Origin of the sequence: Christiangramia gaetbulicola (assembly GCF_003054225.1) — a bacterium.
Classification (GTDB): domain Bacteria; phylum Bacteroidota; class Bacteroidia; order Flavobacteriales; family Flavobacteriaceae; genus Christiangramia; species Christiangramia gaetbulicola.
Map to the genome: position 1 here is coordinate 198,806 of NZ_QBKQ01000001.1, position 14,500 is coordinate 213,305.

The following is a 14,500-nucleotide window of genomic DNA, read 5'->3' on the forward strand; positions in this document are numbered from 1 at the left end:
TTCCCAATGCTGGAAAAATACAACAAAAACGATGTCATTTATAAATATCGCGGTGAGCATTGCCTTAACTGTAACCTTCCTTTAGATAAGACCGATCGCTACTGCCCTAATTGTGGACAGCAAAATTCTACCCGGAAGTTAAATTTTAGCGACCTCATCACCGAGTTCTTCTCTGGAATGTTTTCTTACGATTCAAGGTTTCAAAGGACTTTAAGGGTAATGCTTTTTAAACCCGGAAAGATCTCTAAAGATTATATAAACGGAAAAAGAGTAAGGTATGCCAACCCTTTCCGATTTTATTTAAGCGCATCGATCATCTTCTTTCTTATTGCAGGAATTTCAGACCGGTTTGAAGGTGTTAACCTGGCTGAAAGAGATGAAGGTTTCCGGGAAGAAATGGCCGAGATCCAGAAAGATAGCCTGGTAAAGGCCGAATTAGAAGAGATCCCGATCCTAAAAGAAAGGAATATTGAAGTAGATTCTATAATTGGAAAAATATCGGGAGAGAAAAAAGCTGAAACATACAAAGACTTCTATGTCCCTGAAAAGGAAATGGACACGATGGACTTCTTTTCCAAGAACGCACGCAAGCTGGAAATCTTCTATAAATACTATAAAGAAAAAAAGGTCGCCAATTCAGAAGAAGCATTGCAGGAACTGGAATACGAAAATACAGGATGGAACACCTGGCTTTACCATAAGGCCATGAGGTTTGATCTTTTCTACAATAACCCCAAGTTATTTGCAGATTACTTTATTAATAAGCTGCCCTTTATCATCTTTTTCTACCTGCCGGTATTTGCCCTTTTCATCTGGCTTATCTACCTGAGGCGCCCGTTCAACTATATGGAGCATCTAATTTTTGCGTTTCATGTACAAACCACTTTGTTCGTGCTTTACATTATAGGCTATTCTATAGATTATATTATAAAGTCTGACTGGGGGTTCACTTTAGCGAATACCATCTTTGTTTTTTACCTGTATAAATCCATGCGTAATTTTTATGGTCAGGGCCGTGTTAAAACGATTTTAAAGTTTATCATACTGAACATAATATTTTTTATTTTAGCTGCAATCGCGACAATTATCGCTGTAATTGTTTCGTTCTCAATTTTTTAAAATGACCCAGCAGATAACAAAAGGCATCAAAATTTCTGTCGAAACCCATTTCGAAGGAATGTTTTATAAGAACTATAAGATGCATTATGCTTTTGGGTACCAGATAACCATAGAGAACCAAAGCAATGATTCTGTTCAGTTGAAATCACGATTCTGGGAGATCAAAGATGCGCTTAACGATACCGAAATAGTAAAAGGTAAAGGTGTAATTGGCCAGCAACCCGTTCTAAAACCTGGCGAAAGCCATACTTATCAAAGTGGCTGTCTTTTAACCGGTCCCTTTGGAGCCATGACAGGCTATTATAACATGATCAATTTTTCCAATTCCAGAAGCTTTAAGGTAAGAATACCATCGTTTAAACTTAGTGCTCCTTACGCGCTAAACTGAAAATACTCTTCGGTAAGATCCCTGGTTCTAAGATTTTCATAAGTAAACTTTAATTCATTCGAGTTATTGAAAACCTGGCTTATACTTTGAGTTCTCAAAAATCCACGATCAATGATCAAATCATATTCTTTGCTTCCTTCTCCTGCATTATGATGAAAATCTAAAAGTGCTTCAGATGAAAGTCCTTTGGTTTCTTTCAATTCATTGAACCATTTTTTCCTCATTCCCTTCATAGATTCAGTATACAAAGGAGAAGATGACCAGATATGCTCTTGCATCGGCAATTTTTTTATCCTTCGCTCTTCTCCATCCCATAACAATTCATAGAAAATGAGCCCGTTGTGCCAGTCGACTATGATCATAGTGAACGGCTCTATTCCATCCAGCTTATAATCTTTCAAAACCTTTTTCAGCTTTTTTCGGCTTAGGAAATCTTTTACGACCACTCCCCTGCTTTTTCTGTATTCCGGTTTTCTTACGTGCGGTTTATCGGCGCCATTCATCAGGCAGATACAGCGAAGATGTTCACTTACCCCCAGCCAAGTACCACCGGCCTCTTTATCTTTGGGAAAATAGAGCTTTGTCTCCTTATAAACTTCCGTCTGTGGAGCGAGTGTATCCCTGCTTACAGCTTCATCTCGGTTTGAGGTAAGAATAAAACCATTCATCGAATCTGGATGCGGAACTAAAGTGACGGTACACATAAGTGAATTTCAAAATTTTAAGGAAAATTACAAAAAAAGTTAAGCTTTCGTGAACGGTGCTTACTTGTTCTTCTAAACCGCTTTATTTTTTTACCTTTAGCCGAATTAAAATTACAATCGAAAAAAGCAAAATAATATTATGGGAAAAGGATTTTTTCACGTTCCTGTGGCTGTAAATGAGCCAGTTAAGAGCTACGCACCAGGAACTCCCGAAAGAGAGGAAGTTTTACTTACTTACAAGGATCTATGGAACGCTAATACCGAGGTTCCGCTTTATATAGGATCTGAAGAAATAAAAACAGGTGATACTAAAACCATAAACCCTCCACACGACCACAAACACGTAGTTGGAACCTATCATCTGGCTAAGAAAAAACATGTAGAAAAAGCGATCGCTGAATCTTTGGAAGCCAGAAAAAAATGGTCTAAACTAGAGTGGGAACAACGTGCTGCTATTTTCCTTAAAGCTGCAGATCTTATTTCTGGTCCTTACAGACAGAGAATAAATGCTGCTACAATGATAGGACAGTCAAAAAATATCTACCAGGCTGAAATAGATTCTGCCGCAGAGATCTGTGACTTCCTTAGATTTAATGTAGAGTTCATGGCTGAACTTTATAATGAGCAACCAATTTCTTCTGACGGAAACTGGAACCGTGTAGAGTACAGACCTCTTGAAGGATTTGTTTACGCGATCACTCCATTTAATTTTACGGCAATTGCAGGTAACCTTCCGTCAAGTGCAGCCCTTATGGGTAATGTTGCTGTATGGAAGCCAAGTGATAGCCAGATGCTATCTGCTCAGGTGCTTATGGAAGTATTCAAAGAAGCCGGAGTTCCAGATGGTGTGATCAATATGATCAACGGTGATCCAGAAATGATCACCGATACAGTACTTGCAAGTCCAGATTTTGCCGGAATCCACTTTACCGGAAGTACAGATGTATTTAAGGGAATCTGGGAGAAAATTGGTAAGAACATCCGTAAATACAAATCATACCCAAGAATCGTTGGGGAAACTGGAGGAAAAGATTTTATTCTTGCACATCCTACGGCAAAAGCAAAACAGGTTGCCACCGCAATCTCAAGAGGAGCTTTTGAATACCAGGGTCAGAAATGTAGTGCTGCTTCCAGAGTTTACCTTCCAAAAAGCCTTTGGCCAGAGATCAAGGATTTTGTTGTAGAAGATGTGAAATCTTTTAAAATGGGATCTCCGGAAGATATGACCAACTTTATCAATGCCGTAATTCACGAAGCTTCCTTCGATAAACTGGCAAGCTATATTGATAAAGCCAAGAAAGATAAAAATGCAGAGATCGTAGTTGGTGGTAATTATGATAAATCTAAAGGTTACTTTATTGAACCAACCGTTATCCTAACCACCGATCCTCATTATACTACTATGGAAACCGAATTATTTGGTCCGGTTGTTACCATTTACCTGTATGATGATAAAAACTTCAATGAGAAGAAATGGGCAGATATCTGCGAAGTTGTAGACAACACCAGTATTTATGCCTTAACAGGAGCTATTTTATCTGGAGACCGTTATGCGGCTGCTCAAGCGACAGATCTGCTACAGAATGCGGCTGGTAATTTCTATATCAATGACAAGCCAACAGGAGCTGTCGTAGGTCAGCAGCCATTTGGTGGTGCTAGATCCAGTGGTACTAACGACAAGGCAGGTTCCAAGATGAACCTGATGAGATGGATCTCGGTGAGATTGATCAAGGAAACATTTGTACCAGCTACAGATTACAGATATCCATTTATGGGAGAATAATTCCTGGGAACATATCAATTATATTTAAAGGCCGCTTCTTAGAGCGGCCTTTTTTATTTGTAATTGACTATCAGTTACTTATAATTTTATTCAGAAAAAATTACTAATTTCATCGACAATCAACGTTTTTTAGCGAAAATTTATGATTATTTAATAAATTTCGTTTACATTTATCTGCTATTTCACTTGCCCTCAACAAATTATGTGATGTAGCGAACTAATGCTGCCCCGCATTATTTTACCCCATTTTATTATACCCTACGTAACTGATTATTGTAATAAAACCTTGTACTTATGGGTAAAAAATTACACGGGAATTTCTTATTATTCTTACTTTTCCTCCCAATTCTAACCTGGGGGCAATGTCCTTCATCTGTAACTATTTCGGCAGATCCAAGCAATACTATTTGTGAGGGGACTACCGTGGAGTTTACGGCGAATCATTCTGACGGAGAAAATCTTCAGTACCAATGGCAGGTAAACGGAGTAAATGTTTCAGGAAAAACAGATAAAACCTCTCCATTAAGTAATTTAAAAAATGGCGACCAGATAAGAGTTGTTATTAAAAGCAGTTCCGATACTGATTGCACTTTCACCAGTGATTTCTATACTATCAATGTAAACGCCTTATCTACGGTAGATGCTGGAGGAGCAATCACAGCTATTTGCCAGGGTGCGACAACTGTTGCACTTGGCGGCAGTTTTGGCGGAGGTGCTACAGCAGCTGTTTGGTCAGATGGCGGTGCAGGTGGAACTTTTATAAATAATTCAGGAAGCAATCCAGGCAATACAACTTACACTGCTTCAGCTGCTGCAAATGGAAATATTACGCTAACACTCACAACTTCTGGTGGATCATGTGGAAGTGTTACCGCTTCGAAAACTTTGACCGTAAATCCAAATCCTACGGTTAATGCAGGTGGAGCCCTTACAGCCATTTGCCAGGGGGCGACAACCATAGCACTTGGAGGATCTTTTGGAGGAGGAGCAACAGGAGCTGTTTGGTCTGATGGCGGTGCAGGTGGTACCTTTACAAACAATTCAGGAAATAATCCTGGCAGTACAACTTATACAGCTGCCGCAAATGCACCCGCGACGGTAACTCTAACTCTTACGACCTCGGGAGGATCTTGTGGAACTTTAAGCGCTTCTAAAACTTTAACTGTAAATCCAAATCCAACTGTTAATGCAGGTGGTGCCGTACCAGCCATATGCCAGGGTGGAACAACCGCAGCCCTTGGTGGATCTTTTGGCGGAGGAGCAACCTCTGCAATTTGGACTGATGGTGGTGCCGGTGGTACATTTAGTAATCCCAATAACCCAAATTCAACATATACAGCAGCTGCTAACGCACCTTCAACTGTAACTTTAACACTTACAACTTCTGGTGGATCATGTGGAAGTGTTAGCGCTTCGAAAACTTTGACCGTAAATCCTAATCCTACGGTTAATGCAGGTGGAGCCCTTACAGCCATTTGCCAGGGGGGGACAACCGCCTCTCTTGGTGGATCTTTTGGAGGAGGAGCAACTTCAGCAATTTGGTCTGATGGTGGTGCAGGTGGAACATTTACTAATAATTCCGGAAACAACCCTGGAAATACAACCTATACGGCTGCGGCCAACGCACCCGCAACGGTTACCCTTACCCTTACCACTTCGGGAGGATCCTGTGGAAATGTAAGCGCTTCTAAAACTTTAACTGTAAATCAAAATCCAACTGTTAATGCAGGTGGTTCCGTACCAGCCATTTGCCAGGGTGGAACTACCATTGCACTTGGAGGAAGTTTTGGCGGAGGTGCTACTTCCGCAACCTGGTCTGATGGCAGTGCAGGTGGTACTTTTAGTAATCCCAATAACCCAAATTCAACATATACAGCAGCTGCTAACGCACCCGCAACGATTACCCTTACCCTTACCACTTCAGGAGGATTTTGTGGAACTTTAAGCGCTTCTAAAACTATAAATGTCACCCCTACAGTAATTCCTTCTGTATCCATAAGCGCATCTAACGATAATATCTGTTCCAGTAATGGCCAGCCGGTTACCTTTACTGCTACGCCTGTAAATGGAGGATCCAATCCAACCTATCAATGGTTTAGAAACAGTACACCTATATCCGGTGCTACGGGATCAACCTATACTGCTACTTCGGCTCAGACGGGCAATACTATTAGTGTAAGAATGACTTCGAATGCCCCTTGCGCAGCTCCGAATCCAGTTAATAGTAATGGAATTCAATTAAAAGTTTTTCCACAGGCCCCTGAGAACTGGACCGGGAATAATGGAAAAATTACTCTCCCAGCGTCTGTTTGTCCGCCAGCTAACGAAATAGATATTTCGATACCCGCTGTAGCCAATGCTGAATATTATCAATGGACCTTACCCCCGGGCTTTAGTATTGTTCCGGGCTATGAAGGTAAAAATGTTATTAAAGTTAAAGTTGATGCAACGGCTAACGTTGGAAAAAACCAGACGGTCACGGTACAGGCATTTAATCCTTGCGGGAGCAATGGAAGCAAATCTGCTAGTCTAAATATTGACAATTTCACAGGTGTTACGGTTCCTTCTCCTACTGCAACAGTATGTGCCGGTAACTCTATCACGGTGGTTGGAACCCTAAGAGGGAATGCAGCCTTCGGAACCTGGACTGCATCTACGGGAAATTTCACTAATGTGGTGACCTCCGGAACTAATCCTACAACCGTAACAGCTACATACACCCCATCAATCACCGAGGGAACTGTTGATCTTACTATCACCACGAATGCGCCTACCGGGAATGGCTGCTCTAATAGTCCAGGTACTGCAAAGATTACCTTAACGGTTAATGCACCACCAAGCATAACTACCCAACCAATAGCCTCACAAACTCTATGTTCAGGTAACACAGCTACTTTTAATGTTGCCGCCACCGGTACAGGGCTAACCTATCAATGGCAGAAAAATGGGACTAATATTTCAGGAGCAAACGGAGCCAGTTTTAACTTAAACAATATCACAACGGCAGATGCCGGAAACTATCAGGTGGTTATTACAGGAAAAAACCCTTGCACTTCAGTAACTTCGAATGTTTCTGAATTAATAGTCAATGAGGCCGTGGCTATAACAAATCAACCTGTTGAGCAAACTATCTGTTCTGGGAATACTGCAGAATTCAGTGTATCTGCCACAGGCACGGGATTAACCTATCAGTGGCAAAAGGATGGCATTGATATTACGAATGCAACGAATGCCACTTTCTCAATACCCAATGCAACCCCGGGTAACAACGGAAAATATAAGGTGATCGTTTCGGGTGCTAATCCTTGCCAAGCGGTTACTTCCAACGAGGTAGATTTGGTTGTCAATGAAATTGTCGCAATTACCACACAGCCCGTTCCATCTCAGACTTTATGCTCAGGAAGTACAGCGGAATTCAGTGTGGAAGCCACCGGAACCGGATTGGCCTATCAATGGCAATTAGATGGAGAGGATATTGAGAATGCTACAGGTGCTTCACTTTCAATTTCAGAAATAGCAGCAAATGATGCGGGCACCTATACTGTGATCATATCAGGAACTGACCCGTGCGAAACCCTTACATCAGAAGAATCAGTCCTAACAGTTAATGAAATTGTAGAAATTAATACTCAACCTGCCTCACAGGTTTTATGTTCAGGAAGTACAGCGGAATTCAGTGTGGAGGCTACCGGAACCGGATTGGCCTATCAATGGCAATTAGACGGGGAGGATATTGAGAATGCTACAGAGTCAACTCTTTCAATCGCTAATATCACTGATGCTAATGCAGGAGATTATACGGTGATCGTTTCAGGAACAGACCCCTGTGAAGCGGTTACTTCAGAAACGGCAAATCTTACTGTTAATGATATAGTTGTAATTGACACCCAACCAGTATCTCAGGAAATATGCTCTGGAAGCGATGTAATATTCGGCATGGAAGCTAGCGGAACCGGATTAACTTATCAATGGCAAAAGAACGGCAACGACATTAGTGGAGCTCAAGACGCTTCCCTTTCAATTACTGGCGCAACACCTGCTGATGCGGGTGAATACACCGTAGTGGTGACAGGCACAGATCCCTGTGAACCAGTAACCTCGGAAATAGCAAATCTCATTGTTAACGAGCCAGTTTTGATTACTTCTGAACCTGAACCCAGCCAGAGCGTATGTGCAGGTTTCCCGGTAAGTCTTAGCGTAGAAGCTACCGGCACGGGGTTAACTTATGAATGGTTGAAAGATGGAACTTCTACCGGTATTACAACTTCAACTCTCACCATCGATCAGGCATCCATTGAAGACAATGGGATTTATACAGTTAAAGTCTACGGAACTGATCCATGTTCTTCTCAGACCTCTACTTCGGCCGAAATCATAGTAAACCAGGATATCATTATTGACAGCCAGCCACAGCCAGAAGTGATCACTTGCGAAGGAGAAAGCTCTATTGTCCTAAGTGTTTCTGTAACAGGAGATATATCCAACTATTTGTGGAGAAAAGATGGAATTCCAATTTCAGATCCTGCAAAATATGCAGGTGAGGAAACCGCTCAATTAACAATCTCTAATATAAGTACCGAAGATGCGGGAAATTATGATGTGGTGATTAGCAGTCCGGATGGATCATGTTCGCAGATCATTTCAAATCCAGGTGTATTAATCGTAAGCGAACTACCTGAAATAGAAGCTATAGGAGCTTATTACGAGGCATGTTTCGACGGTTCTACTCCTATAAATATAACTACAGGAGCCCTAGTGGATGAAAGCAAGGCCATCATAGAATGGTCTGTTCCTTCAGGCACTGGAACAATCTCAAACCCTAATTCTCTTACCGGAGCCACCTTTACACCAGATGAAAACTTTGATGAATCTAACCCGGTAATTATTACTCTCAAAGCATTCGGCATCAATGGATGTTCTGCTGAAGAAGTTTCAGCAACCAAAGAGCTTACTTTTTCCAGACAACCAGTACTCAATAGCTTTAGTTATACAGCTTCAGAATTTTGTGCATCCATTAATAGTGGTCAGAACCCAAACCTTACTGGGGAGAATAATTTCCAGGGAGGAACTTTTTCGGCGGTATATAATGATGGAGGATCAGGAACATTAAATATTGACAGTAATACAGGAGTTATTACACCTGCAGGTAGTACGGTGGGATCGTACACGGTCACTTATACAACTCCTGATGACGGAATATGTAACCCCGTTTCATCAAGTTTTGATGTTACAATTGGTCCATTACCAATTGCTGACTTTTCCTATCCAGATTCCCCTTTTTGTAGTAACTCAGAAAATCCTTTACCAACTATGGCAACTGGAGCTGAAAAAGGTGTTTTCAGCTCTACAACAGGTTTAGCCTTTGTAGATACAAGCACAGGTGAAATCGATCTGGCATCCAGTGAACCGGGCACATACACCATAACTAATACCATTGCTCCAGCAGGTGGGTGTGAAGAAGTGACCGCTACCACAGATATAACGATCACCAAACTTCCTGTTGCCATTTTTTCCTACCAGGATACTCCTTATTGCTCGAATGATCCTAACCCAATAGTAACATTAGGCAGCGATGCCCAACATGGTGAATATACTTCCACCGAAGGTCTCGTTTTTGCTAATAGTAATACAGGGGAGATAGATATGGCTGCAAGCACGCCGGGCGCCTATACTGTAACCAATACTATCGTTGCAGCGAATGGCTGTGAAGAGGTGACTGCTACAGCAAACATTACGATAACCAAATTACCAGTAGCGGATTTCAGTTACGCCAATCTTAATGAGGAAAATGCAGTTTGTATTTCTGAAATGGTTTTAAGTATAGGTGAAGAGCCTGATCCAAATGGAACTTATTCAAGTACTACTCTGGATTCATTTTTAGATGTAAACACAGGAGAAATTAATTGGGGGGTAATTTCACAAATTCCTGTGGGAGAGCATACCATAACTTATACAATACCAGAGTCAGAGGGATGCCCCGAAGTAAGTCATTCTGAAACTATTAGGGTGGACGCTTTACCCGAGGGAGGCGCTCTGGCATGGGATAATGATGAGAGAATCTTCTTAACCTGTGAAGTTCAAACCAACACCTTAAATGAAGTTCTATCCCTTTCAGGCCAATCAGGACAGATTATGGAATGGCAGTACCGAACAGTATCTAGTGGGGTGTGGCAAACCTACGACTCTCAGAATCCAAGCATAAACAGAGATGATTTTGAATCCATTCTGGGAAATTCAGTTGAAAGTACAGTTTTTAGAGTCCGGATTGCTAATGGGGCTTGTGATGATCCTGATAATCCAGTTTATAGTCAAACAGCCATATTAAGCGTTATTCCAGATGACATAAAACCATCACCAGTAGAATCTGATCCGGATGTACTCTGCTATAATGAACTGGTTACACTTAGTTCTGAAACTGGGTACGGAAGCGAAGCCGGTAAGTTTGAAGGAGGTGCATTCGATCAGGCTGGTTTAGACAATAATGGTTCTGGTTGGAATTTCACGAATCCAGATGGCTCTCCTTTTAATTTTGAAGGTAGTGTAAATAACGGAAGATCGAGCACATGGGGAAGAATGAATCCACATGGAAGCGATCCGGCGAATGAAAAAGTTTATAATGCAAACATTCCAAACCCCGAGTTAGAGGGAACCATGGTAAATTATAGAACTTACAGTGGGAATGCAGGAAATAAAGGTTTTGCCCTGGTTACAGGAGATAATGATTCTCATATGGAAACGCCTGTATTTTCGCTCACCGGACTAGATGAAGCTATTTTAACCTGGGACCAAGCATATAATCTTACTGAAAATGCAGTCATAATGGTAGAAATTTCTAGAAACGGTGGTAATAGTTATCCTTTAGGATATCCGATTCCAGAACTAGAAGACATCAATTTCAGTCATCAGGATATTATTTATTTTAAGGTAGGAGATGGAACTATAAGCACCGGTAGCAGTGGAAATTTCGATCATTTTGGGGAGGGAGATCCTGGTATAAACCAGATGTCCATTGATCTTGGTGATTATTTAGGGGAAACAAATTTAAGAGTTAGATTTACTTTTATTGGAACTATAGATGGAGATGTTTGGGCGGTTGACAACATTAAAGTTCCAGATGGCCCTCAAAAAGTTCAGCTTATCTGGTATTATGACCATAGCCCTGAAACTGGTTCTTTTGATCCTAATGATCCAGACCTGGAACAAATAGGAGAGGTAAATCAAACCACTGTTAGTTATCCACAAAACGGCAATGACTGGCCTACTTTGGGTTGGAATGACTTTGAGGTAAGAACAGCCTTAATTCTTGACAGTAATGGTGATCCTTGTGAAAGCATCAACAATTTTGAAACCATTCAGGTTTTTGTATTTGACAAATATACTTCTACCGTAACTGCGGAAGCTGGAGAATGTGGAAATACTCGTGTACAACTTAGTGCAACGGTAACCGGAGATTTCCAGGGAGATGTTACATCAGAATTGATTCCTTTGTCTGAAAATGAAGATCCGCCAACTACCGTAGATGGATATAAAGGAGTTTGGGTAATAACAGGAGAAGGAGAATATACCTTGATAAATCCTGATGGGACTACCACTCCAGATCCTATCAATAATCCAAATGCAATTCTGGAAGCAGAGGGACTTGGGGACTTTTCTTTTTCCTATGAATTAATCCCAACTGCAGTTTATCCGGACAATTATAAGGATGAAACTTTGAGAGGCCAACTTGTAGAGAATTTAGGTTGTCCTCCAGAATCCAATATAGTAGAAGTTCAAATACCAGAATGTACCACGCTCGATTTTGACGGGGTAGATGATTACGTATCCATTGAAGACATATTTGCAGATGCCAGAACCTTCGAAATGTGGATATATCCTGAAGCTTCAACTGGTACCATCATCTCGGGTCCTGGTATAGAAATTCAAATGTCTGACCTGCCAGCTGCTGTAACTCCTAATTCACGCTGGTATCACATATCTTTAATTGGAAGCAAATTATATATAGACGGAATAGATTCTGGCGTAACAATTACTGGGGGAACGGGTACTGGTAACAAGACCTACATTGGAGCCAAATGGAATACTTCTGAAAAGAAAATGGATGAGTTTTTCTCTGGATGGATCGAAGAAGTACGTATCTGGAAAACTCTTTTGGATATAAAGGAAATCAGATTCATGATGAATCAAAGATTAGATCTATCTAGCAAAGGAGAAGGTGAAATTGTCCAAGGAGAAGTTGTTCCGAATCTTTCAATTAATGGAAGCTATTTAACTCAAAATATTAACGGTGAAAATCAAAACCTCCATTTTGATGGCTCAAAAACCGAACCGTTTTATAACGTGAATTGGGATGACTTAATTTCTTATTACAGATTGATATCGGCAGAGCCAGATCCAGATTTAGGTATTATACCAGATACCTATAAGCCTGTGGCTGGGTTCTCACCAAACCTTGCTTTAACCGGAGTAAATGCGAGGTTACATAATATGACCACCCACCAACAGAACACCTCGCCTACTCCTTATTTCTCATTTAGGGATAATCAAACTTGGGAAACAGATAACACCTGGGCGAGACCTAACGTCTGGGATACACCTAATAGCAATGGTATTAAAAACACTCCAATTGAATGGAATATCGCACGTATAAATCATAATATTTTCTCGGGAAATAAGAATATTACAATGCTGGGGCTACTTTCAGAAACTCCAGGAAAAGAATTGAGCGTAGAATCAATTCCAAATGATCATTTCATTAGAATCTCACACTACCTGTTACTTGACGGGAATATGGATTTGGAAGGTGAATCGCAATTATTACAGGATCACGGAAGTATTTTAGACAATAAAAGTTCCGGATGGCTAGAAGCTAATCAGGAAGGAAGAATGAGTTCATTTAACTATAACTACTGGACCAGCCCTGTTAGTAACCAGGGGACTGCTAATAATTCCGGTTTTTCTTTAGATACAGTTCTACTTAATGGGGATAAAGAAAATGATCCAGATGACATTAAATTTTTAGATGGTTATTTTTCTGCAGATGGTCCAAAATCAAATCCTATGATCATAAGTAATGAATGGATTTGGGATTTTAGAGGTGGAGATGCAGATGTCTATGGTAAATGGTTACATCTGGGATCTGATTATTTAGAAATTGTTGGAGCAGGCTACTCTATGAAAGGAACAACGGGATCGGCGGGCCTTAATGACAAACAAAAGTACACTTTTAGAGGTAAACCTAATAATGGTAATATTCCATATGATTCTTTAAAATTAGGAAATAATCAGAACTATCTAGTAGGAAATCCATATCCATCTGCTATCGATGCTCATGAGTTCCTAAAAGATAATCTTAATGATCTACCAGGAAACGATGGAACAAATGCAAAAAACGAAAACGTATTTAACGGAACACTTTATTACTGGGATCATTTTGATGGTTATACTCACATTTTAGAAGAGTATATTGGAGGATATGCTGTTTACAGCTTGGCTGGGAATATTGAAGCTGCTTCTTCAATTGATTCTAGAATAAATGATAACCAGCAAGATAGTCCTAATGGAAAACCTCAGAGGTATATTCCTGTAGCTCAAGGATTTTTTCTAAACAGTACTTCATTGACCGTATTTGGTCAAACGTATAATTTCTCAGGCAATATAATTTTCAAGAATACTCAAAGAGTTTTCGAAACTATTTCAGGAGGAAACACAACTTTCAAAAACCAAGAAGGTCAAAATATCAAAGGCCAGCGAAATAAAACTAATGAAGACAATAGAACGAAGATTAGAGTGAAATTTGAATCACCTAAAGGTTTTCATCGTCAAATTCTAGTAACCAAGGATGAAAAAACTTCAAATGGTTTTGATATTGGTTACGACGCGCCACTCATTGAAAATAATATCGAGGATATGTACTGGTGGTTGGGGGGACATGGTTTTGTAATACAAGGAGTTCCAGATTTTGAGAAAGAACAGATATTACCTTTGGCTATAAAAACCAAGGAAGGTGGTGAATTTAAAATAAAGATCGATGCTACCGAAAACTGGCCTGAAGGAAAAGAACTTTATTTGAAAGATAAAACGATAGATACTATCCATGACATCCTAAAAGAAGATTATATTGGAAAAATTGAAGATGCCGGAGAGATCACAGACCGTTTCGAACTTATTTTCTTTAAAGAGAAGGCCTTGGATCCAGACGATATTATAAATCCCGATCTTCCAATTTTAGACGGTATCGTGGGTATAAGTTATAGCCGTTTCGACAAACAGGTTAAGATTAGTAATTTCGATCTTCTAGAAGTAGATAAAGTCATGATATTTGATCTGGGTGGAAAATTGATCCAACAATTCGATGAATTGCCTACTGAAAAAGAGATCCGTTTAGGTATGAGGCCCGTTAGATCTGGAGTTTATATAGTGAAAGTATACTGTGAAAATGGTATTTGCAACAAAAAGATCATTATAGAATAAATAATCATTTAGTAAATAGTTCATAAGAAAGGATCT

General features: G+C 40.3%; 5 protein-coding genes. 4 read left to right on the forward strand and 1 reads right to left on the reverse strand.

Features of this window, described 5'->3' with window-relative positions:
* Positions 1-6: 6 nt before the first annotated feature.
* Together C8P64_RS00995 and apaG are read left to right on the forward strand one after the other, a co-directional pair.
* Positions 7-1,119 carry a DUF3667 domain-containing protein gene (locus C8P64_RS00995; protein ID WP_108170198.1) on the forward strand — a complete coding sequence of 371 codons (1,113 nt, stop codon included), beginning with the start codon at positions 7-9 and terminating at the stop codon, positions 1,117-1,119.
* A 1-nt stretch (position 1,120) separates the two neighbouring features.
* Positions 1,121-1,507 (forward strand): Co2+/Mg2+ efflux protein ApaG, encoded by a 387-nt coding sequence (apaG, locus tag C8P64_RS01000; RefSeq protein WP_108170199.1) that lies wholly within the window; start codon positions 1,121-1,123, stop codon positions 1,505-1,507.
* Here the strand turns inward: apaG and C8P64_RS01005 are convergent.
* Positions 1,492-2,211 (reverse strand): NRDE family protein, encoded by a 720-nt coding sequence (locus tag C8P64_RS01005; protein WP_108170200.1) that lies wholly within the window; start codon positions 2,209-2,211, stop codon positions 1,492-1,494. The genes apaG and C8P64_RS01005 overlap by 16 nt on opposite strands.
* Positions 2,212-2,350: 139 nt before the next feature.
* Here C8P64_RS01005 and pruA point away from each other — a divergent pair, with 139 nt between their 5' ends.
* On the forward strand, positions 2,351-3,994 hold the full coding sequence (pruA, locus tag C8P64_RS01010; RefSeq protein WP_108170201.1) for an L-glutamate gamma-semialdehyde dehydrogenase: 1,644 nt from the start codon (positions 2,351-2,353) through the stop codon (positions 3,992-3,994).
* A gap of 294 nt (positions 3,995-4,288) precedes the next feature.
* Positions 4,289-14,464, forward strand: a complete 10,176-nt coding sequence (locus C8P64_RS01015) for an immunoglobulin domain-containing protein (protein WP_108170202.1) — start codon at positions 4,289-4,291, stop codon at positions 14,462-14,464.
* Positions 14,465-14,500 lie beyond the last annotated feature (36 nt).

Bases quoted from the DNA above. Each gene is read 5' to 3' on its own strand.
- C8P64_RS00995 (WP_108170198.1), top strand. From the start codon at position 7: ATGCTGGAAAAATACAACAAAAACGATGTCATTTATAAATATCGCGGT.
- apaG (WP_108170199.1), top strand. From the start codon at position 1,121: ATGACCCAGCAGATAACAAAAGGCATCAAAATTTCTGTCGAAACCCAT.
- pruA (WP_108170201.1), top strand. From the start codon at position 2,351: ATGGGAAAAGGATTTTTTCACGTTCCTGTGGCTGTAAATGAGCCAGTT.
- C8P64_RS01005 (WP_108170200.1), bottom strand. From the start codon at position 2,211: ATGTGTACCGTCACTTTAGTTCCGCATCCAGATTCGATGAATGGTTTT.
- C8P64_RS01015 (WP_108170202.1), top strand. From the start codon at position 4,289: ATGGGTAAAAAATTACACGGGAATTTCTTATTATTCTTACTTTTCCTC.